Raw genomic sequence first — 20,692 nt, 5'->3', positions numbered from 1 at the left:
TTGGGATTCCACGCGGATCGGGAAAGCCGTGCGTGAAGGGATCAACCTTCGTGCTTGGTCTTTGGCAGGCCGACAGGGCTGCGGCCGGCTTTCCATTCGCCACGCTCCTTGAGGAGCTTGACGCGCTCGAAGCGCTTGAGGACGGAGCGTTTGCCGCCGACGGTGGCGCTTGCTTTGAGGCTGTTGTGCTTGGACATCGCGGGATGTGGTTTGAGATTTCGCAGGGAGGGGCGCGGAGGCTACGGGCGGGGACCGCCGGTGGCAACAGGAAAATGCCACCCGTGGAAATTTGCGGGGTTGCGCGGATTTCTTGCGGGCAGCCCTTTCCCTTCACCCCACATGTTTGCGGAGATGATGGAGGGTCGCCCGTGCTGAGCGAGCTTCCCCGGAAAATTCCGCGGACAGCCGTCCGTCGTCGGAGAGTCGTTCCCAAAATCGTTCCGCGAGCACCGCCGCTTCCCGCCATATGGGAAGCAACGAGGGTAACGGTGGGGCGGGCGCGAAACGGCGTGGCACAATCTCTCCCTGTGGTCCCGGGGCCCATAGCATCGGCAGCATGTCGTAGGCGGGGGCGAGACGGAAGGGCAGCGAATTTCCCATGAAGAACGAGAGGTTGCCCGCGTGCATGTCGGAGTTCCCGATCAGCTCGCCGAAGGCATGGAGCAGCCGGATCGTCCTTACGCTATCTTCATCAATAAGCCTCAACCTTTGCAGTGTTTCCGCCGCCGCCGGCCAGTCCCGCAGATGCAGGTTCCCGGTAGCGGCCAGAAGGGCTTGTAGCGACACGAGACCCCGGCGGCCACCGCCGGCCGTGCGGTCAAAGCGCGCGATTTCCAGAAAGCTTCGCCCGTCCGCATGGATGAGTTCCGCGCCGGTGCCGGCCAGTCCGGTTTCCGCCAGCGTTTGGTGGGCGACGAGTTCCGCCACCAGCAGGTCGCTCCAGCGTCTGCCCGTGGGTTGATCCACGGGGGCGGAAAATTTCACGATCACCGGGCGCAGTCCGTCTTCAAGTCGCAGCGTCGCTAGGAACTTCGGCTGCTCGCCCCCGGCGGATGATCCAGGCAGGCTCTGCGTGATCCCGAGTGCCTGAGCTGGGTAGATGGCTTCGCGCGACTCCGGATGGATCGCATTTTCCCGGGTCAGCATGGGGGAGCGGGCCAGCGCGCGGCGCAGGCATGCATCTCCTATCACCACGTTTCCGGGGAGATCATCGCCCATTTCCTGGAGGTGGGTCAGGTTGTCCTCATCGCTCCATTGCCGCGGATCTTCCGGAACCCGCAACGTCCGGGCGATCCCTCCGGCGATGATTCGGCCCAGGAAGCCCTGCGGCCGGATATCTTCCAGAAAGAAGGGGAAACCCTGCCATAGTCCGTTCTCCTCGGTGAAGAGTTGGCTCCAGGCAGGTGCTTCCCCGTGCCACTTCATTCGCCAATTCCGGTCATGAAGCGCTTCGAGCTCCGCCCATTGGTGGGCCCTTCCTGCCTCATCAATGCGATAGATCGGCCAGCAGCCGCCGATGCCGCGCACACTGCGGCGCAGGAGGTAGCGGGTGCTCCGGGTGGCTCCGAGGGTCACCAGTTCATCACCCCATCCTGACAGGGCCCGGGTGATGGTGCTCCGGTTCGCCCGCAAGAGATCCGCAAGCTCGGTGGCGGATACCGGTCCGCGCGACCGGATCAGCGATGTGAGCAACTCACGGGTGATTCGTGGAGGACGAGGCACATGGGGAATTATGCATCGTAAAATTGATTAATCAATCATCAAAAAAACAGTGATTTTTAGCTATTTATGAAAAATTACCTATTGGTAATGCACTGAAAATAGCGGGTATTTTTCGACGGCATTCGCCCATGGTCGCCCTCCTTTCTCGTTCATCCCGCCACACTGGCCGGATCCCCGAAGACGTAACCCCGGGCGAGCGCTCCGTAGGTTTCGAGCTGGTGGTCGATCCAGGCCTGATCTTTCCCCAGCTCTTCCGCCATGATGGCGGCGACCGCCGGAGCGGCTTCGATGCTGGCGCGGGCATTGAGCAACAGACAGCGGGAGCGGCGGGAGAGGACGTCCTCCACCGTCCGGGCCATCTCCTCGCGGACATGCCAGCGGACTTCGGCGGCGGTGACCGTCAGATCCGGATGGAGCCTTACGGGGTCGCCGAGGGCGCGGATGGCCGCGGCGTCTGATCCGTAGGGGCGGAGGTTCGGTTCCGGGATGGGAGTGTGGGTCCAGCCACGGATCTGGAGGGTTTCCGTCTCACAGCGCCGCTGGTCCACTCCGGAGACCATCTCCGCCTGGTCGATGACGTCTTCCGCCATCTTCCGGTAGGTGGTCCATTTTCCGCCCGTCACGGTGATGAGGCCGCTGTTGCTGACGAGAATGGTGTGATCCCGGGAAATGGCGGCGGTGTTCGTGTCATCGCCGGATTTCACGAGCGGCCGCAGTCCGGCGAAAATGCTGAGCACATCCTCCGGACGCGGGTCTTTCGTCAGGTACTTCGCGGCGTGTTCCATCACGAACTCCACCTCTGAAGCCAGAGCGCGGGGTTCCATGGACTTCTCCGGCAGCGGGGTGTCGGTGGTGCCCACCACCACGCAGTCATGCCACGGCACGGCGAACAGGACGCGGCCGTCCGCCGTTTTCGGGATCATGATCGCCGCGTTGCCGGGCAGGAATTCCTTCGGCAGGACGATGTGGATGCCCTGGCTGACGGTGACCATGGGTTTGGCATGGCCTTCATCCTTCGACCGGAGGTCATCCACGAAGATGCCCGTGGCATTGATCACGCAGCGGGCGTGGATCTGGAAAGGCTCGCAGGTTTCCAGGTCCATGGCCTCCACGCCGCTGACCAGCCCGTCTTTTTTCAGCAGGCCGGTGCATTTCGTGTAGTTCACGATCTTAGCCCCCAGCCCCGCCGCGGTCTGGGCGAGGTTGACCGCCAGCCTGGAGTCATCGAACTGGCCGTCGTGGTACATCACCCCGCCGGTGAGGTTCTCCGTTTCCACGGTGGGGATGCGGTCCACCGTTTCTTCTTTCGAAAGCCACTTGCTCGGCCCGAGTCCCAGCTTCCCGGCGAGCTGGTCATAGACTTTCATGCCGATGCCGTAGAACGGGCCCTCCCACCAACTGTAGTTGGGGATGACAAAGGAAAGGTCATGCACCAGGTGGGGTGCGTTCCGGGTCATGCGGCCGCGCTCGCGGAGCGCCTCCAGCACCAGGGAGACATTTCCCTGCTGGAGGTAGCGCACGCCGCCGTGGACCAGCTTTGTCGAGCGGGAAGACGTGCCTTTCGCGAAGTCCGCCTGCTCGATCAGGACGACGGAGTGGCCGCGGGAGGCGGCGTCAACCGCCGCGCCCAGGCCGGTGGCACCGCCGCCCACGATGCAGAAGTCGAAAGGCTCCGTGGCGGTGCGGATGTCATTGAGATGGGTATCGCGTTTCATGATTCGTTGTCGGGTTGTTCCCAGGCTTTCGCCCGATCGACCGCGCGGTTCCAGCCGGCGACCAGTTTCTTGATGTCGTCCTGCTGGCGGGAGGGCTGGAAGCGGGCGTCTTCCTTCCAGCGGGAGACGATGTCCTCCTTGCTCTCCCAATAGCCCACGGCCAGTCCGGCCAGATAGGCCGCGCCCATGGCGGTCGTCTCCACGTTGTCCGGGCGGACGACATTCACCCCGAGAAGGTCGGACTGGAACTGCATCAGCGGCTCGCTGCGGGAGGCCCCGCCGTCCACACGCAGTTCCTTGATCTCGATGCCGCTGTCCTTCGTCATGCACTCGATGAGGTCCGCGCTCTGGAAAGCGATGCCCTCCAGCGCGGCCCGGCAATAGTGCGCCCGGTTGGTGCCGCGCGTCATGCCGATGCAGAGGCCGCGTGCATAGGGATCCCAGTGCGGCGCACCGAGTCCCGCGAAGGCGGGCACCAGATACATGCCGCCCGCATCCGGCACGCTGGCCGCCAGTTTGCTGCACTCCTCCGCGCTGGAGACGATCTTCAGTTCGTCACGCAGCCACTGGACGACGGCACCGCCGACAAAGATCGAGCCTTCCAGCGCATACTCCGTCTTGTCGCCGATCTTCCACGCCACGGTGGTGAGCAGATTGTTCTTCGACGGAATGGCCTTTTCCCCGGTGTTCATCAGCATGAAGCAGCCGGTGCCGTAGGTGTTCTTCGCCATGCCCGGCTCGAAACACGCCTGGCCGAAAAGGGCGGACTGCTGGTCGCCCGCCATGCCCGCGATGGGCACGTTCTTGGTGCTGTTGCCATACACCTCGCTTGAGCCCTTCACCTCAGGCAGCATCTTCCGCGGGATGTGCAGGATCTCCAGAATTTCATCATCCCAGTCTCCGGTGTGGATGTTGAAAAGCAGCGTGCGGGAGGCGTTGGTGGCGTCCGTCACATGGACCGCGCCGTCCGTCAGCTTCCACACCAGCCAACTGTCGATGGTGCCGAAGATCAGGTTGCCCGCTTCCGCCTCCGCCCGTGCCCCCTCCACGTTCTCCAGGATCCAGCGCAACTTGGTGCCGGAGAAATAGGGGTCCAGGCGGAGTCCGGTTTTCTCGGTGAATTTCGGCTCCAGTCCTTGTTCTTTCAGCTTCGCGCAGTAGTCGGCGGTCCGGCGATCCTGCCAGACGATGGCATTGTAGACCGGCTTTCCGGTGTTCTTGTTCCAGACCACGGTGGTTTCCCGCTGGTTGGTGATGCCGATGGCGGCGATGTCACGGTGCCGGAGGTCCGCCTTGCTCAGCGCCTCCGCCTCCGTGGCGGATTGGCTGGACCAGATTTCCATCGGGTCATGCTCCACCCAGCCGGGCTTCGGGTAGTGTTGCTTGAACTCCATCTGGGCGACGGAGATGACCTTGCCGGCGTGGTTGACGATCAGCGTGCGGGAGCTGGTGGTGCCCTGGTCCAGGGCCATGATGAATTTTTCAGAGCTCATGGGTTTGAAATGGTTTGGTGTTTGTCAGAAGTGGGGTTGATCACGCGCCGAAGAGCGCACGGTGGAGGAGGGCGCCGGTCACGCCGCCGATGATGGGGGCCACGATGGGCACCCAGGCGTAGGCCCAGTCGGAACCGCCCTTGCCCGCGATGGGCAGGAGCTGGTGGGCGATGCGCGGACCCAGGTCACGCGCGGGGTTGATGGCATAGCCGGTGGGTCCGCCGAGTGACACGCCGATCGATACGACGAGCAGGCCGACCAGCATCGGTCCCCACCAGTTGGCGACGACTCCGGCCACGGACTGGAGATCGGGATCAACCACGCCAGCTTTCACGCTGCCGATGGCCAGCACGCCGAACACCAGCATCGCGGTGCCGATGACCTCGGTGATGATTGCCGGGCCGATCTTCCTGACGGCCGGAGCCGTGGAAAAGCAGGCCAGCTTCGCGCCCTTGTCCGGGGTTTCACCCCAGTGGGCCAGGTAGGCCAGCCAGACCAGGGTGGCACCGACGGCACCGCCAGCCACCTGGGCTGCGATGAAACCGGGCACTTTCTCCCAAGGGAAACCACCGATGGAGGCGAGGCCGACGGTGACCGCCGGATTCAGGTGGGCACCGGAGATGCGGCCCACGGCATACACCGCCATGGCGACCGCGAGGCCCCAGCCGACGGTGATGACGATCCAGCCGCCGTTCTGGCCCTTGCTGCGGTTGAGCACCACGTTGGCCACCACGCCATTCCCCAGGAGGATCAGGATGGCGGTGCCGATGAATTCAGCGAGATAAGGATTCATGGATTTGGATTTTCAGGGTTTGGTAAGTTGTGCCTGTTTTCTGTCAGAAGCGATAGGAAAGCGTGAGGGCCGCCCAGCCTTCGTCGCCGCTGTCGAGGGCATCCAGAGCGAAGGCGTAGCCCAGCGCCGGCTTCAGGGTCAGGCTTTCGGTCAGCTTGATCGGGACGCCCACGCCGATGGTCAGGTTGTCCAGTCCGTTGCCGCCGGTGCGGTAGCTGGTGGAGTATCCCAGGGCGGCCTGGCTCTCCACGCTCACCGTGTTGTTGATCGGCAGGGAGTGAGAGAGTTTCAGCTCATGGTACCAGCCCTTGCTGCGGGCATTGTAGGAGAACCACGCGGAAGCGGAGAATCCCGCGCCCAGCTCACGGCTGAGCTGGATGTAGTACTCCTCGCTGTCCACACCGTCCTCACCGGGGAAGTGGTACCAGATCATCCCGGCGGCGGCGGTCACGGGACCGAGGTCCTTGTAGAAATAGAAGCTCGGGGTCAGTTCGCCGTATTCACCGTTCAGGGAGTTGCCGTTGTAGAGGTTGAAGTGGAAGAAATCGGCGATATCGACATCCAGGCTCTCCCAGATGTTCGCGTTGCCGGCGGAGGAATCGACACCACGATAAACGTGGAGCGTCTCGTAGCCGACGTTCAGGGAGGCCTTCCACCAGGAATTGGTGCTGGAGGAATGCAGGGTGGGGGTCACCGTCGGCTCGGTGGTCCCGGCGAAGGCAGTGCAGGGAATGAAAAAGCCGAGGAGCAGGTAACGAGCTGGTAGATTGGGTTTCATTAATTTCAGGTTTGAGGTTCTTGGGGATTGGGGTGAAGGCGGAGACAACTTCCGTGATCGTGAGATCAACTAAGCTCCACGAATTCCGCTACCGCAAATGTAAAATGCTTATTATGAGCTGGTTAAGTTTATGGTAATCCCATTGAAACCAAGGTGCTTGCGCTGGGGTGGTGGATTTGCTTCGAAAGCCACGCGGATCCATTTTTTTGGAGCAATAATCCAATATTTCATATTGGATTTGATTGGGAAAAAAGATTACGTTTTAGTCACTCAGATGCTCGTAACGGAACGCCAGCACCAGATTCTCCACCGCGTCCAGATGCAGGGAGCTGTGCGCAACATTGATCTGGTGGAGGAATTCGGAGTGTCGGATGAGACCATCCGGAAGGATCTGACCGCGCTGGAGCGGTTGGGGCGGTTGTTGCGGACCCACGGCGGAGCGGTGCGGCCGGAGCCGGACAGATTTGACCTTCCGTTGCCGGAGCGCACCGCCATCAATGAAACGGAGAAGGACCTCATCGCCACGGCGGCGGCCCAACTGATCTCCGCCCGTGAGACCATCTTTCTGGATGCCAGCTCCACGGTGCTGCGGCTGGCGGACCACCTGCCGCCGATGCCGCTCACGGTCGTCACCAACGCCCATCACATCGTGGTCACTCTGGCCGCCCGGACGGATCTCACGCTGGTCTGCACCGGCGGCACCTATGAGAACCAGTCACGCAGCTACACCGGAGCGATGGCGGAGGATGCCTCGAAGCGCTTCGTCATCCGCAGCGCGTTCCTTGGCGTGGATGCGCTGGATCCGGACCGCGGGGCCATGGACGTCAACCATGGCCACGGCGTGTTGAAAGAACGGCTCATCGAGCGGGTGGACCGCGTGATCGTGCTGGCGGACAGCACGAAGCTGGGCGCCCGCAGTGCCTACCGTTTCGCGGATGTGAAGGACATCGACATCCTGATCACGGACACCGCCGCCTCCCCTGAGCTGGTCTCAAGATTCGAGGCGCAGGGCGTGCAGGTGATCATGGCCGGGGGGCGGGCCACAGGCACACGGGGAAAGAAGGGCGGCGCGTGATCACGCCCTCACCTGCCGCAGCCATTCCTGCAGGTTGTAGTACATCGTCAGCCGGGAGATTTTCCCATCCCGCAGCGTGAGGAAAGCCCCCGCCGGGATCAGGTAGGTCTGGCCGTTCGCTTCCGGGAGTCCCTCGTCCGTGGACAGATACTTGCCGCGCACGTTGAACTCGGCGGCGGCCCGGGTGCCGTCCGCGCTTTCGAAGATCACGATGTCCTCCAGCGTTTCCTGATAGCAGCGGTCCATGCGCTCCATGAACGCGCGGAACGCGGTGATGCCCGTTTCGCTGCCGCTTTGGTTGAGGTCATGGACGACATCGTCCGTGAGCAGGGAGAACATCTTCCCGCGGTCACCCGCGTTGAAGGCTTCGTAGTAGGTATCGATCATCGGGAGTAGCCGGAGCGGGTTGGTTTCCCGGATGATCGTCATTTCAGGGCCGCGAGCAAGAGGCGGGTTTCGGTCCGGAGCGCTTCCAGCGTGATTCGCTGCTGGGTGGAGGTTCTCTGGGCGGAGATCAGGGCAAGGCTCCTGGAAACCCCTTCAAGCGTGGCCTTTGCCTCGGGGAGATCCGCGGACCGGTCGATCCTGGCGCGGATGATGCCGGATGAAGTCAGTTCGACGAAATCCCCGTCCTGGTTTCTCACCTTCGCCATTTCAGCGGCCACGACTTCCGCGACTTCGCCGCCGACCTTTGCCTTCACTTCCTCGAGGGATTTTTCGGCGCGGGAAAGGCAGGACGTGATGGCCTTGTTGGCAGCGGCGGCGATCCGGGCCGAAATGCTGGCTCTCTCGATGTCGTCCATCTGGTCTTCACGGATACCGGCCAAAAGCGTGAGGGCCTGGTCGGGATCACTTTCGGCAAGTGCCTCGATCGAAGCGAGCAGGTCGCTCATCTTCCCCTTCATGGCCACGGAGCCGGAAATCGAGATCCTGGTCCTGAGGGTGCTGAGTTCGGGGTGGTCGGGGTATTCGGCCGCCAGCATGGCGAGCTGCGCTTCCGCTTTCTTCGGATCGACGGCGGCCAGTTCCAGCAGGACTTTCGTTTCGGACTCGGCGCGGCTGATGGTGGCATCGACCCCGGCTTCATCCAGGGAAACCCTGCGGACCACCATCCGGATGAGGTCCTCATCCCCGGCCTGCTGCCTTACCTTCTCGAGTGACTTCTCCCGCGTGTCCCTTGCCGCCCAGTATTTCTTCCCGGACAGGAGCGGCCGCTGCTGCTCATGGATGGCGGCTGCGATCTTGACCGCCTTTTCGTGGACTTCCCTCAGCCGGATCACATCCTGCTGCCGCTTCGCCACGTCGAGATCCTCCCCCGCCTTGCGCAGATAGACATTCGTGATGGCGAATGCGGCCTCCAGCTCGTCGGCCTCCAGCAGCATGTCCAGCAGCCTGAGGATGTCGGATTTGGTCTCCGTGGTCAGCTTGGAATTCACTTCCAGGGCGGCCTGCTTGTTCCGCTCGATCTGGGGTTTGAGGATTTCCAGCTCCGCGTTCGCCCGCTCGATGATCTGGGCGTTCCGCACACACTCACGGTAGGCGGCGGTGCCTTCCTGGACGGGCTGGGTCCGGCGATAGGTGAGGCGGTCGATGACGGCGTCCGCCGCGCGGATGGTTTCCAGCAGCGCCTGGTATTTCGCGGTGATCTGCGCCCGCTCCGCCATGATGATGTCGAGGCTGCCCTTCGAGTCCTTGTTGGATGAGGTCACGTGTGCCTTTTCATCGGCGAGGTTGATCATGATCTTCACCCCCAGGACCTGATAGGGGGTGGCTTTGAAATCCTGCTCCAGGAACTTCTGGCCCAAGCTGGCGGCGGAGGCCATGTCATTGCGGCGGAACGCATCCACCACTTCATTCCATGCCTTCGCGGCATCCCGGTCCCTCAGGGAGGTCACATCGGTCTTCGGGCTCAGGAGATCATCGAGCGTGTCGGCCCATGAAAGGGCGGGTGAGCAGGCGATGAGGGTGGCAAGGGCGAGGGGAGGGAACCGGTTTGTCATAATGACTCCGGGAAAGCTGAATGGGCTCCCCTGTCATATGTCAATCGGATTTGGCCTTCTCCGTTAGATATGGATTGTGAGATGAGGGATCACCGGCTCATCCGCGCCTTTTCTTTCCCGTCTTCTTCCCGCCGCCGGGAAACCGCTTCTTCTTGTTCGCGCCATCCGTCTTCCGGATCTTGTTGGGCGGACCTGCCTTTGCGGCGGGTTTCGTCTGCGGTTTCTGGTGCTTGCGGGTGGGTGGATGAGGAGGTGCGTTCAGCGGACGGGTGCCTTCGCTGGTCGGCTTTCCGGCGATCTTGAAATCGACGAACCGCTTCTCCATGTTGATCGCGGCAACCCGCAAGGGGATCCGCATGCCGAGCTGGATGACCTTTCCGTCGAAGGAAACCCACGCCTTGCGGTGGGCCTCGAAACGCCAGCGGCTGCCGGAGGGCAGTTCCTCGCGTTTCACCACACCGCGTACGCCCATGTCCGGGATCTCGACCATCAGGCCCATCGGCCGGACATCGGTGATCAGGCCGTCGAAAAGCTGGCCGTCCTCTTCCTTGGCGACGCGGGCGAGGTACTCCAGCAGTTTGATCTGCTTTGTCTCGCTCTCCGCTTCGGCGGAGGTGCGCTCGGTGTCCGAGATATGGCGGGCAATCTCGCGCAGATCCGCCTGGGATGGCGTGCGGTCCACCGGCTTCGGCGGGTTCTCCAGAAACGGCTGCATCGAACGGTGGACGATGAGGTCGGAGTAGCGGCGGATGGGGCTGGTGAAGTGCGTGTAGTCCGTCTTCGCGAGGCCGTAGTGGCCGAGCGGCTCGGCGGAATACGCGGCGCGTTTCAGCGACTTCAGCAGGCCCAGCTTGATCACGTGTTCCTCCGGGCTGCCCTTCGATTCATCGAGCAGCTTCTGGATATGGTCGCGGTTCGTCAGGTCCCCCGGCTTGTAACCGTGGAGCTTCGCGGTTTCCGTGTAGTCCATCAGGCGCGATGGATCCGGATCTTCATGGATGCGGAAAACGGAGGGCTTGCCCTTTTCGCGCAGCAACTTGGCGACAGCCTCGTTGGCGATGAGCATGCACTCCTCGATGAGCTGGTGGCTTTCCGTGTGGATGACCGGCTCCGCCGATGCGGCGCGGCCCTTGCTGTCGAGCCGGACCTTGATCTCAGGCATCTCCAGGTCCAGCGCGCCATTCGCGAAGCGGCGGCGGCGCATGGTGGAGGCGAGCGCCCAGCCCTCCTTCACCAGTGGCACCAGATACGGATCGGAGCCTTCCGGTGCGGGCAGGCCGTCGAGGATCATCTGTGCCTGCTCATAGGAAAGCTTCGCACGGGAGTGGATCACCGCGTCGAAGAACGTTGCCTTTTCGAGCCGCCCGTCGTGGGAGATCTCCATCAGCGCGCACTTCGTCAGGCGGTCCACATGGGGCTTGAGCGAGCAGATCCCGTTGGAAAGCTCCGTCGGCAGCATCGGCAGCACGCGGTCCACCAGGTAGGTGGAATTGCCGCGCTCGGACGCTTCCTTGTCCATCGGCTTGCCCGGCTTGATGTAGTGGGAGACGTCCGCGATGTGGACGGCCAGCGTCCAGCCGCGGGCGGTCTTTTCCAGCCAGATGGCGTCGTCATGATCCTTCGCGTCCGCCGGGTCGATGGTGATGACGAGCTTGTCCCGCCAGTCCTTGCGGCGGGCGATTTCCGCCGGTTCCGGGTCCTCCGGGACGGCATGTGCCTCAGCGAGGACATTTTCCGGAAATGACGTGCGCAGGCCGAAGCGGTGGATCACGGAAATGATGTCCACCCCGGGATCTCCGGGCCAGCCGAGCACCTCGATGACGCGGCCGCGCGGCACCTCGTAGCGATCCTTCCATTGGCCGACATCCACCACCACCAGTTGTCCTGGTTCCGCGGTGGAGTCCGCGATGATCTCCACCCGGCCCTCCACGGATTTGTCATCCGTGTCCACCCAGGCGAATCCGCCCTTGGTCTGGAACACCCCCACGATCCTGCCGGAGCGGCGGGAGAGCACTTTTTCCACGATGGCGCGCACTTCCTGCTCATCCTCCATCTCGCTGCGGATGCGGAACTGGCGGCGCGGGCTGGGCTGCTTCAGGGAGGCGAGCACGCGGTCGCCATCCAGCGCGGTGCCGGTATCCCGGCGGTTCATGTGCAGGCGGGAGTTCGCCACCAGATCGATGCCGGTGGCGATGTTCTGTTCATCGGATGCGTCCGGGAAAAACAGGCCGTGCCCCTTCGGATGGAATTTGAGGGTGCCGGTGAGCTGGTTCTTTCCACCGCTGGACCGGAGGCGGTACAAGCCTTTCTTTTCCAAAGTGAGGACGCCTTCCTCGACCAGGGTGTCCAGGGTGGCGCGGAAGGCGGAACGGACGGAGGGAGGTACCTTGAGGCTGCGGGCGATCTCGGATTTCGTCATCGGCCGGTAGTCGGTGGAGTCGAAAAATTCCATCATCGACGAACGCAGCTTGTCAGCGGGCATGTCAGGAGAGTGGGGGGTATTCATCATGGGAGCAACGAAGGAAACGCGGGGTTTCGTGAAATGGGTGTGTTTGTTACGAGAAAAGGGTTGATGCGGAGGCATGCTGGGATAGGTGTGTGGGTTGAGATTTGTCCTTCCGGCGGCTTGCCGGATGACGGATTTTGATGTGGAGTGAAGCTCCGAACCTGAATTTCAGAATTTATGAAAACCCAATCCATTCGCCGCCGAAGCGGTTTCACCCTGATCGAACTTCTCGTCGTCATCGCGATCATCGCGGTGCTGGCCAGCGCCGGCTTCGGCGTGGGCATGAAAGTCCAGAACACCGCGAGGAAAACGGTCGCCGAATCAGCCGCCCGGAACATCGTCCATGCGGTGAACAGCTTCTATGCGGACTATTCAGCCATGCCGGTTCCAACCGGAACAGCGTCCACCCAAGGGGGGACCACGTTTGGGACCGGATCCGGTGACGGACTCAAGATCCTGGGCATCCTACTCGGCCAGGAGGACGAAATCAATACCAGGAAAGTGAAATATCTCGATGTCCCGGAAGCCAAGGGGAAGAAGGCCGGTATTGTCTTCAGTAGAAGCGGCAAGGAAGTGACCGGCTTGTACGACCCATGGGGCAACCCATACTCCATCGTTCTGGACACCGACTACGCCGAGCGCCTGGAATTCAAGCCCGGCAAAGCCCAGATCACGCTCAACGGCCGCCGCTGCGCCGTCTATAGCGCCGGTCAGGACAAGAAGATCGGCACCGCCGATGACGTGAAGACCTGGTGATCGTTCCACGGAGTGAAATTCCAAGGACCCGCCCTGCGATTTCCGCCGGGCGGGTTTTTTCGTATTGAGGCACCGCAAGATTTTCCGGTTTCCATTGGTAGTAACTCTGCTCAAATCGAAATCCATGAACCGACGTTTCCGAGTATCCAGTTCACTCATCGTGACCTTCGCCTGTGCCTTGACGGTGCTGATCCTTTTCATGATGAACGGAGGGGAGCGTGCGGTGGCGCAGGAAAAACCTTCAGCCAAGAAGAAGATCGTCTTTGTGGCGGGCAAGCCCAGCCACAGGGCGGGTGAGCATGAGCACCGCGCCGGCTGCATGCTGCTGGCAGACCAGATCAACAGGAGCGGCCTGCCGGTGGAGGCGGTGGTGGTCACCGAGGGTTGGCCGACCGACAAGTCCGTCTTCGAAGGAGTCGCGGCGGTCGTCATCTACGCGGACGGGGGCGGCGGACACCCGGCCATGCAGCAGCTCGCGGACCTGCGGAAAATGGCGGAGGCCGGAGTCGGCGTCGGCTGCATCCACTACGCCGTGGAGGTGCCGAAGGGCGACGGCGGGGATACGTTCCTCGATGTCCTCGGTGGCTATTTCGAAACCGACTGGTCGGTGAATCCCCACTGGGACGCGAAATTCAAGATCCCAACCCATGAGGTCACCAAGGGCGTGAAGGACTTCAGCATCCACGATGAATGGTACTATCACATGCGCTTCCGCAAGAACATGGAAGGTGTCACCCCCATCCTCTCCGATCTCCCGTCCGCGGAGACCCTCAGCCGCCCGGATGGCCGCCACTCCGGCAACCCGCATGTCCGTGCATCCGTGCTGGAGCGCAAGGAGCCACAGCACGTGATGTGGGCCTACGAACGCCCGGCGACGCTGGGTGGCGGCAGGGCCTTCGGTTTCACCGGCGGCCACTTCCACAAAAACTGGGCGCAGGATGACCAGCGCAAGGTGGTCCTGAACTCCATCGCCTGGATCGCCGGAGTGCCGGTCCCTGAGGACGGCGTGCCGAACAAGACGCCGACCGAAGAGGAAATGGCGGCCAATCTCGACAAGAAGTGAGTGTTCCGCCGGATCCGGCCTGTCGGATCCGGCTCCGGAGAAATTCTTCGCTTTCCCGCGGGTTTCCTCTCGGCGGCCCGCGGGGAATCCATCTAGCATCCCGCCTGATTGCAGACGGTCTGGAAAAACGATCTGCCCGAGTTGCTCGGGCCGATGACGACGAAGGAACTGCGGCAGAACATGCGGCGGGGTAGCTTCGTCGTTCCGTTCCTGGTGATCCAGATCCTCGCCGTGCTGGCCACCGTTTTCGAGTTCCAGCGCGGGGAGGTGTATAAGATCGACGAAGAAAGCGTCGGGATGCTCAACGTCCTCCTCCTGGGCAGTTCCGGGCCGTTCTGGGCCATCGTGGGCGCGGTCTGCGTGGTGGTGATGCCGCTGGGCGGGATCATCCTGATGGGGCAGGAACTGGAGGAGGGGAATCATGAACTCCTCCTGCTCACCAAGCTGGGACGGTGGAAGATCGTCCTCGGAAAATTCCTGACACTGTGGGGTCTCTCCACCCTTACTTTCGTCTCGCTGCTGCCGTTCGTGGTGGTGCGCTACGCACTGGGGGAGGTGGAGTGGTGGTATGAACTGGCCTGCTCCACCACGGTGGTCGGCGGTGCGGCCCTGGTATGCGCGGGGGTGATCGGGGCATCGGCGTTCAAAACGATTGCCGGGCGGGTGGCGATGCTCCTGCTGTTCCTGATCTCCATGTTCGCCGGTTGCGGCATCCCTCTGGCCGTCTCCGCGATGGTGACGAAGGGCTGCGGCATCCTCTACCACATCACCGCGGTTTCCGCCGTCATCTGCTACGTTGCGGCCGGACTGGCTCTCGCCCGGTCCCGACTCAGGCTGGTGGTTCTCGCCTATGAGGTGAAACCGAGCGGGATGGTCATCGCACTGCTGGTCTGCATGCCCTTTGCGATCGGCATGGTCACGGCCGTCACCGTCGGCTTCGCGGGGTTCGTCGCGTTGCTGGGGATGGCACTCGTGGCCTGGAGGCTGGACGTCTCACCGAAGGCACCGAAGTGGGTGAAACCGCCGGTGGCGAACACTCCGCAGCCACCCGCGCTGCCCACTTGAAATCGCTCAACCCAGTGCCCGCTGGGCATGCGCCTGCTTCCTCTGCGGCTGGCGGCGCTTTTTGGGAAGGAAGGGCAGCGTCAGCGCCTCCTGGAAGTCGAACACCTCCGAAAAATCCTCCCGGCGGTCGGACTCCTGTTTGCCGAAGACCTGCTCCTCGATGAGGTGGAACACCATGTCCCCCACGTCCTGGCATTTCCGCAGACCCCACTCGTTCATCAGCGTCGCGGACATCGGGCCATACTGCTGGAGTGCATGGTCCCGGAAGCCCTGTAGCAGCTCCGGTCCCGAAACGTGGCGGCATTGGCCGCCATTCCCGTCGCTGATGCGCTTCAGCGTGAAATCCAGCGCGTCCTTCAGGAAAAAGTAGGCGCCCGGATCGAAACGGCGGTCCCGTTTCAGGATGGCAGCGACGGATTGTTCGAACTGAACGGCCTGCATGGGGTCGGAAACCTGCCGCATCGGAGACCACCTTTCAAGGAGAAAGGAGCAGTCCCTCCAGCGGTCTAGGGGAATGAAGAGGGTGGGGTTCCGGGGCCGCTTTCCGGGTCCTCGCGGCCGGGGTCAAGGCCACCTCATTTCGAGCGCTACTTGGAGGAAAGGGGGGATCACAACTGATTTCACTGATTTACTGATTTGAAAGAGAGAAGAATGAACCGCCTTTCGGCGTACTGCCCGATTCTGAATCAGTAAATCAGTGAAATCTGGCTCAATCTTCGGAAGCAGGTTCGCCCATCTTCGCTGCGCTCCGATTGTGGTAATTTTTTCTGATTTCGGGTGGAGCTTCCCGAAATGAAGTGGCCCTGCGGACGGGGGTGTTTTCTGTTTGCGGCCCGGGATGCTTCTGTTAGGGAACGTGTTCCATTCATGAAATTTTCCTCGTTCACCCGTTGTGCCATCGTCTCGTCCTCCGTCATCGGCCTTGTCGTTTCCGCCGCCGAACCGCTGCCGGATCCGCTCGAACTGAAGGGTACCCAGACCGAACGCGTGATGACATTGAAGAAGGCGAAAGCCCCTCATGTCATCACCGGGGATTACTCTGTGCCGGAGGGGTATGAACTCAATATCGAGGCTGGCACTCTCATCGCATTTTCCCGCGACTCAGGTCTGACGGTGCAGGGAAATCTGACCATCAGTGGCACGGAGGACGCGCCGGTCATGTTCGCCGGCAAAGTCACGGGAGCGGCTTCTTGGCAGGGCCTGCGGATCAACAAATCCCCATCGACCACGATCAGCCACATCCGCATCTCCGGAGCGAAGAATGGAATCTACGTCAATGGCGCGAAGCCTCTCATTGAGAGTGCCGCGCTCTTTGGAAACACCGTCGGGATCAAGATCGGTGAAAGCGGCTCGGCCTCGAACCCCATCCTCCGGAATTGCCTGATCACCGAAAACAAAGAGGACGGCATCCAGCTCTTCGGCTCGAAGGTGACCATCGAACAATGCACCGTCCACCGTAACGGGGGCTGGGGGTTGCGCGGTGAATACTACGCGTCGCCGCAAATCACCGGCAGCCGCATCACCGAGAACAAGGAAGGCGGACTCTGGTGCAAACTCTACACCTGCAAGGCGGAGGCCCACAACTCGATGATCCTCCAGAACGGAAAATTCGATGTCTTCAATGAGAGTCCGGAGGCTTGGGATTTCACCGGCAACTGGTGGGGTGCCCAAGCCACCGCACAGCTCCAGAAGAAGGGAGACACCGCCGATCTCGGGGCCATCCGCGACGGCCGCGACCGCGGCGAAAGCGGCAAGGGTGAAGTACGCTTGTCCGGCTTCCTCGAAAGTGAACCCACCGGTATCGGTTCAACGCTGAAGCTGCGTTGAACCCCGGATGGGGGTAGGAAGCGCGAGCCGGAAAGTAGGCTTGGCCTTGCTTCACTCACTGTTTCCCAGCCGCCGCACGAACTCATCCAGGAGTGACTTCACCCGCGCGTCCCGGGCGATCGCCGCGGGTTGGTCAAAGCCGATCCAGATGGCGGTGGAACCCTTCGGCCCGAGGCGGAGGGTCCAGGCATCCCGTTCGGAGCCGGTGGCACCGGTGAAAGTGCGGGTGCCCGCGCGGTTGGAGAGGACGGTGGTCGCTTCCGCCGCGGCCTGGCTGCTGAGGGCGGGAGTGAGCCGCGGCTGCGCCTTGTAGATGACTTTTTTCGATGAATCCCGGATCTCCCGGATCATGAAGGGATCCGGCCGCTTGCCCGCATTCCCGAGGGTGGAAAGCCCGATGGACATTTCCAGCGGGGTGGCGGCGACGGAGCCGCGGAAAAGATCCTCCGTGTCCAGGAACGGGCCGGACAGGCCGCACCGCTTCGCCAGCCGCTCGACTTCCGCAGGGCCGATCTGGCGGCCGGTCAGCACCGGCCTGCCCGGCAGCACCAGCTTGCCGCGTTCCGCGGCGGCCGCGGCGATGAATGGTTCGAACGCGGACCCCAGATCCCGCCGGGAGCGTGTCCGGTCAAAGCGGGAGTGGGCGAAATCCCGTCCCCCGATGAGCGCGAGGATTCCGCCGCTCTTGGTTTCCGTCGTGATCGCGGCGTATTGGATGTATTTCGGCTCCGTCCCGCTTTGGTGGTTGGAGTAGGTGCCATAGCGCCAGCCCTTCTCGTTCTCCAAGTCGGCGACGGCTTTTGAAAGCTCGATTTCCAGCCGCTGCTGCCAACCCAGGTCGAGGGTGGTGTGGACATAGAGGCCGTCGGAGCGGATGTCGTGGGTCTCCAGGATCTTCTCCAGTTCCCGGCGGATGGCCTGGAAGGCGTAGGAACGCTGGGCGCGGTCCTCGTTTTCACTGGCGAGCTTGATCGGCGTCGCCTCCAGTTTCCGCCGCTTCCCGTCCGTGATGAAGCCCATGGCCACCATCCGGTTGAGCGTCTGGTCCCGTTGTTCGAGCGCCCCCTGCGGGTTTCTCAGTGGGGAGAACACATGGGGGCCGCGGATGATCCCCACCACCATCGCGCACTGGTTTTCATCCAACTCGCGGACCGGTTTGCCGAAATAGGTCAGCGCCGCCTGCTCGATGCCCTGCGCTCCGGAGCCGAAGTAGATCCGGTTCAGGTAGTGGGTCAGGATTTCGTCCTTCTCGTAGCGGGCCTCGATGCGGAGCGTGAGGGCGATTTCCAGGAACTTCCGGTGCATCGACTTCGCCCGGATCTCATACGTGTTCCGGGCGAGCTGCATCGAGAGTGTGGACGCTCCCTGGGTGAAGTCGCCGTCCTTCAGGTTGCGGACCGTCGCCCGGGCGAGGCCGCGGAAATCCACACCGACATGGTCGAAAAACCGGGCGTCCTCCCGCGCCTGCAGCGCCTTCACCAGGAAATCCGGAATGTCCTCCCGCTTGGCCAGCTTTTGCCCGCCGCTGATCGGTGCATCGATCTCGATGCCGTTCTTGTCGTAGAAATGGTTCGCCTCCGGCAGCCCGGCGACTTCCTTCAGGTCGAACTTCATCGCCAGGATGAAGTAGAAGAACACGAACCCGCCGAACGCCACCAGGCCGGCCACTCCCAGCCAGAACAGCCACCGCACGGGCGTGTGCATCCACCCGGGCAACAAGCGCTGCCACCAGGAGGGTCGGGAAATGGGACGCCAGGTGGACATCTTCAGGGACAGCTTTTACCGCGAGGAGGTTTGCGCCACCCGCCGGATCGCTTCCGGATAAAGCCGGTGCTCCACCACCTGGATGCGGGCGTGGAGCGTCTTGTCCGTGTCTTCCGGGTGGACGGGGATCCTCTCCTGGAGGATGACGGGGCCGGTGTCCATACCGTCGTCCACGTAGTGGACCGTGCAACCCGTTTCGGAAACCCCGGCGTCCACCGCCTGCTTCCACGCCGCGATGCCGGGGAAGGCAGGCAGGAGGGACGGGTGGATGTTGAGGATGCGCTCCGGGAAGGTGTCCAGCAGCGGACGCTTCACCAGCCGCATGAATCCCGCCAGGCAGACCAGCTCCACCCCGGCTTCCTTCAGCCGGGCGGCGGTCTCCGCCTGCGCTTCATCGGGGAACTTTGTCTTGAACCCCCGGCAGTCGATCACGCCGGACGGAATGCCGTTCTTGGCCGCGCGCTCCAGAATGTAGGCGTCCGGATTGTCGGACAGCACCAGGGCGATGCGGGCGTCGAGCGTGCCCGCTGCGATCGCATCGAGGATCGCCTGCATGTTAGAGCCGGAGCCGGAACCGAGAATGCCGAGGACCATGCGCTTGGTGTAGGAGCTGGGGGAGGGAAGCCAAGTTTATTGTTTTTCCCGGCATTGCCGCTTGGACAAGCGCGGTGGGCCATCTAACTTCCAGGGCATGCACGACGCCCGCATTGACGCCCTCGCAAAGCAGTTGGTCCGCTACTCCACCGCCCTGAAAAAAGGCGAGAAAGTCCTCATCGATCTCTACGATGTGCCGGACTCCATCGGGCTGGCGCTGATCCGCGAGGCCCGGGCGAAGGGGGCGCTGCCATTCATCCGCATCCACCAGTCCCGCCTCAGCCGGGAGATGCTGAAGGGCGCGGAGGACGCGCAGTATTCCGTCGTCGCCAAGCACCTGCTGGCGGAGATGAAGGACATGGACGCCTACATCGCCGTGCGGGGCGGCTACAACATCGCGGAAACCTCGGATGTGCCCGCGGAGAAGATGCAGCTCGCGATGAAGCACATGCGTCCTGTTCTCGACCACCGGGTGAAGAAGACCCGCTGGTGTGTGCTCCGCTGGCCCAGCCCATCCATGGCGCAGCAGGCGAACATGAGCACCGAGGCGTTCGAGGACTTCTATTTCAAGGTCTGCCTGCTCGACTACAAGGCGCTCGTCCCGGCGATGAACGCGCTGAAAAAGCTCATGGAATCAACGGACCAGGTCCACCTCAAGGGACCGGGCACCGACCTGCGTTTCTCGATCAAGGGCATCCCCGCGGTCATCTGCGGAGGAAATTTCAACATCCCGGACGGCGAGGTGTTCACCGCCCCCGTGCGCGATTCCGTGGAAGGCCACATCACCTACAACGCGCCGACGATTTACCAAGGCATCGGCTTCGACACCATCCGCCTGGAGTTCTCCAAGGGCAAGATCGTGAAGGCCGAAGCCGGCGGGAAGACCAAGGCGCTCAACAAGATCCTCGACAGCGATGAGGGTGCCCGCTTCATCGGCGAATTCGCCCTCGGCTTCCACCCGGTCATCCGTGAGCCGATGAGGGACATCCTGTTCGACGAGAAGATCGCAGGTTCCTTCCACTTCACCCCGGGTCAGGCGTATGAAATCGCCGACAACGGCAACCGTTCCCAGGTCCACTGGGACATGGTGAACATCCAGCGCAAGGACTACGGCGGCGGCGAGGTCTGGTTCGACGGCAAGCTCATCCGCAAGGACGGCGTCTTCCTGCCGAAGTCGCTCGCAAAGCTGAACGGGTAGCACTTTGCCGCTCCGATTGCTCCAGTAAGGAGGATGGACACTCTTGTCCATCGGCGGCATTGGCGAACGTGCAAGGAGCGGATTTGTTCCTCAGATGAACATTACGGACGGGGACGAGCGTCCCCTGTATGGGCGAACAAAAAACCCCCGCGTGAAATTTCCGTGAATCCCCCGAAAGGGATGGAGTGTCCCGATGGAAACAGCTATCTCCATGGGATCATCTCCCGTTCTCCATCCGCCGGATGAATGGAACGCCTATGGAAACCCAGCCTTCACCCGGCGCACCGGCGCCTCCGCCATCGGAACACGCGGTCCGTTCGCGGAAGCGTTTCCATGCCATTGT

18 protein-coding genes are annotated in these 20,692 nt (G+C 62.4%); 6 read left to right on the top strand and 12 right to left on the bottom strand.

Features of this window, described 5'->3' with window-relative positions; translation table 11 throughout:
- Positions 1–41 precede the first annotated feature (41 nt).
- From KF712_14790 to KF712_14765, 6 genes are all read right to left on the bottom strand, one after another.
- A complete protein-coding gene (locus KF712_14790) occupies positions 42–197 on the bottom strand; it encodes a small basic protein (GenBank protein MBX3742257.1) in 156 nt (51 codons plus the stop codon).
- A gap of 133 nt (positions 198–330) precedes the next feature.
- Positions 331–1,722, bottom strand: coding sequence for a type II toxin-antitoxin system HipA family toxin YjjJ (gene yjjJ / locus KF712_14785; protein ID MBX3742256.1), 1,392 nt, complete (start codon positions 1,720–1,722; stop codon positions 331–333).
- A 149-nt stretch (positions 1,723–1,871) separates the two neighbouring features.
- Positions 1,872–3,437 carry a glycerol-3-phosphate dehydrogenase/oxidase gene (locus KF712_14780; GenBank protein ID MBX3742255.1) on the bottom strand — a complete coding sequence of 522 codons (1,566 nt, stop codon included), beginning with the start codon at positions 3,435–3,437 and terminating at the stop codon, positions 1,872–1,874.
- Positions 3,434–4,930, bottom strand: a complete 1,497-nt coding sequence (glpK, locus tag KF712_14775; protein MBX3742254.1) for a glycerol kinase GlpK — start codon at positions 4,928–4,930, stop codon at positions 3,434–3,436. The genes KF712_14780 and glpK overlap by 4 nt, the downstream gene beginning before the upstream one ends.
- Before the next feature lie 40 nt (positions 4,931–4,970).
- Positions 4,971–5,723: an aquaporin family protein gene (locus KF712_14770; protein ID MBX3742253.1), complete on the bottom strand. Its 753-nt coding sequence runs from the start codon at positions 5,721–5,723 to the stop codon at positions 4,971–4,973.
- Between the two features lie 43 nt (positions 5,724–5,766).
- A complete protein-coding gene (locus KF712_14765; protein ID MBX3742252.1) occupies positions 5,767–6,501 on the bottom strand; it encodes a hypothetical protein in 735 nt (244 codons plus the stop codon).
- Positions 6,502–6,775: 274 nt separating this feature from the next.
- On the opposite strand from KF712_14765, the gene KF712_14760 reads away from it, so the two are divergent.
- On the top strand, positions 6,776–7,576 hold the full coding sequence (locus KF712_14760) for a DeoR/GlpR transcriptional regulator (protein ID MBX3742251.1): 801 nt from the start codon (positions 6,776–6,778) through the stop codon (positions 7,574–7,576).
- Here KF712_14760 and KF712_14755 read toward each other — a convergent pair whose 3' ends face one another.
- The 3 genes from KF712_14755 to rnr form a co-directional block, all read right to left on the bottom strand.
- Positions 7,577–8,005, bottom strand: a complete 429-nt coding sequence (locus KF712_14755) for a nuclear transport factor 2 family protein (GenBank protein ID MBX3742250.1) — start codon at positions 8,003–8,005, stop codon at positions 7,577–7,579.
- Positions 8,002–9,576 carry a hypothetical protein gene (locus tag KF712_14750; protein ID MBX3742249.1) on the bottom strand — a complete coding sequence of 525 codons (1,575 nt, stop codon included), beginning with the start codon at positions 9,574–9,576 and terminating at the stop codon, positions 8,002–8,004. Before KF712_14750 ends, KF712_14755 begins: the two co-directional genes overlap by 4 nt.
- Before the next feature lie 97 nt (positions 9,577–9,673).
- Positions 9,674–12,085, bottom strand: coding sequence for a ribonuclease R (gene rnr / locus KF712_14745; protein ID MBX3742248.1), 2,412 nt, complete (start codon positions 12,083–12,085; stop codon positions 9,674–9,676).
- Between the two features lie 174 nt (positions 12,086–12,259).
- Between rnr and KF712_14740 the strand changes: the two genes are divergently transcribed.
- From KF712_14740 to KF712_14730, 3 genes are all read left to right on the top strand, one after another.
- Positions 12,260–12,838, top strand: coding sequence for a type II secretion system protein (locus KF712_14740; GenBank protein ID MBX3742247.1), 579 nt, complete (start codon positions 12,260–12,262; stop codon positions 12,836–12,838).
- Positions 12,839–12,962: 124 nt separating this feature from the next.
- Positions 12,963–13,901 (top strand): ThuA domain-containing protein, encoded by a 939-nt coding sequence (locus KF712_14735; GenBank protein ID MBX3742246.1) that lies wholly within the window; start codon positions 12,963–12,965, stop codon positions 13,899–13,901.
- Positions 13,902–14,009: 108 nt separating this feature from the next.
- A complete protein-coding gene (locus KF712_14730) occupies positions 14,010–14,966 on the top strand; it encodes a hypothetical protein (protein MBX3742245.1) in 957 nt (318 codons plus the stop codon).
- Between the two features lie 6 nt (positions 14,967–14,972).
- Here KF712_14730 and KF712_14725 read toward each other — a convergent pair whose 3' ends face one another.
- Positions 14,973–15,407, bottom strand: a complete 435-nt coding sequence (locus KF712_14725; GenBank protein ID MBX3742244.1) for a hypothetical protein — start codon at positions 15,405–15,407, stop codon at positions 14,973–14,975.
- 426 nt (positions 15,408–15,833) lie between these two features.
- Here KF712_14725 and KF712_14720 point away from each other — a divergent pair, with 426 nt between their 5' ends.
- Positions 15,834–16,793 (top strand): right-handed parallel beta-helix repeat-containing protein, encoded by a 960-nt coding sequence (locus KF712_14720; protein MBX3742243.1) that lies wholly within the window; start codon positions 15,834–15,836, stop codon positions 16,791–16,793.
- A 51-nt stretch (positions 16,794–16,844) separates the two neighbouring features.
- Here the strand turns inward: KF712_14720 and KF712_14715 are convergent, their stop codons facing one another.
- Together KF712_14715 and KF712_14710 are read right to left on the bottom strand one after the other, a co-directional pair.
- Positions 16,845–18,557 (bottom strand): penicillin-binding protein, encoded by a 1,713-nt coding sequence (locus KF712_14715; GenBank protein MBX3742242.1) that lies wholly within the window; start codon positions 18,555–18,557, stop codon positions 16,845–16,847.
- A 15-nt stretch (positions 18,558–18,572) separates the two neighbouring features.
- Entirely contained in the window at positions 18,573–19,151 is a 579-nt protein-coding gene (locus KF712_14710; GenBank protein MBX3742241.1) for a phosphoribosylglycinamide formyltransferase, read from the bottom strand.
- Between the two features lie 97 nt (positions 19,152–19,248).
- Here KF712_14710 and KF712_14705 point away from each other — a divergent pair, with 97 nt between their 5' ends.
- Entirely contained in the window at positions 19,249–20,349 is a 1,101-nt protein-coding gene (locus KF712_14705; GenBank protein ID MBX3742240.1) for an aminopeptidase, read from the top strand.
- Positions 20,350–20,692: the final 343 nt, after the last annotated feature.

This window comes from Akkermansiaceae bacterium, assembly GCA_019634595.1.
Taxonomy (GTDB): domain Bacteria; phylum Verrucomicrobiota; class Verrucomicrobiia; order Verrucomicrobiales; family Akkermansiaceae; genus Luteolibacter.
The sequence above is the reverse complement of the archived record's forward strand: the minus strand, read 5'-3'. Positions and strand labels throughout refer to the sequence as shown.

What these genes read in the sequence shown, in the direction of transcription:
- KF712_14790 (MBX3742257.1), bottom strand. Translation starts at nt 197, where the DNA reads ATGTCCAAGCACAACAGCCTCAAAGCAAGCGCCACCGTCGGCGGCAAA.
- KF712_14780 (MBX3742255.1), bottom strand. Translation starts at nt 3,437, where the DNA reads ATGAAACGCGATACCCATCTCAATGACATCCGCACCGCCACGGAGCCT.
- glpK (MBX3742254.1), bottom strand. Translation starts at nt 4,930, where the DNA reads ATGAGCTCTGAAAAATTCATCATGGCCCTGGACCAGGGCACCACCAGC.
- KF712_14770 (MBX3742253.1), bottom strand. Translation starts at nt 5,723, where the DNA reads ATGAATCCTTATCTCGCTGAATTCATCGGCACCGCCATCCTGATCCTC.
- KF712_14765 (MBX3742252.1), bottom strand. Translation starts at nt 6,501, where the DNA reads ATGAAACCCAATCTACCAGCTCGTTACCTGCTCCTCGGCTTTTTCATT.
- KF712_14760 (MBX3742251.1), top strand. Translation starts at nt 6,776, where the DNA reads ATGCTCGTAACGGAACGCCAGCACCAGATTCTCCACCGCGTCCAGATG.
- KF712_14755 (MBX3742250.1), bottom strand. Translation starts at nt 8,005, where the DNA reads ATGACGATCATCCGGGAAACCAACCCGCTCCGGCTACTCCCGATGATC.
- KF712_14750 (MBX3742249.1), bottom strand. Translation starts at nt 9,576, where the DNA reads ATGACAAACCGGTTCCCTCCCCTCGCCCTTGCCACCCTCATCGCCTGC.
- rnr (MBX3742248.1), bottom strand. Translation starts at nt 12,085, where the DNA reads ATGATGAATACCCCCCACTCTCCTGACATGCCCGCTGACAAGCTGCGT.
- KF712_14740 (MBX3742247.1), top strand. Translation starts at nt 12,260, where the DNA reads ATGAAAACCCAATCCATTCGCCGCCGAAGCGGTTTCACCCTGATCGAA.
- KF712_14735 (MBX3742246.1), top strand. Translation starts at nt 12,963, where the DNA reads ATGAACCGACGTTTCCGAGTATCCAGTTCACTCATCGTGACCTTCGCC.
- KF712_14725 (MBX3742244.1), bottom strand. Translation starts at nt 15,407, where the DNA reads ATGCAGGCCGTTCAGTTCGAACAATCCGTCGCTGCCATCCTGAAACGG.
- KF712_14720 (MBX3742243.1), top strand. Translation starts at nt 15,834, where the DNA reads ATGAAATTTTCCTCGTTCACCCGTTGTGCCATCGTCTCGTCCTCCGTC.
- KF712_14715 (MBX3742242.1), bottom strand. Translation starts at nt 18,557, where the DNA reads ATGTCCACCTGGCGTCCCATTTCCCGACCCTCCTGGTGGCAGCGCTTG.
- KF712_14710 (MBX3742241.1), bottom strand. Translation starts at nt 19,151, where the DNA reads ATGGTCCTCGGCATTCTCGGTTCCGGCTCCGGCTCTAACATGCAGGCG.
- KF712_14705 (MBX3742240.1), top strand. Translation starts at nt 19,249, where the DNA reads ATGCACGACGCCCGCATTGACGCCCTCGCAAAGCAGTTGGTCCGCTAC.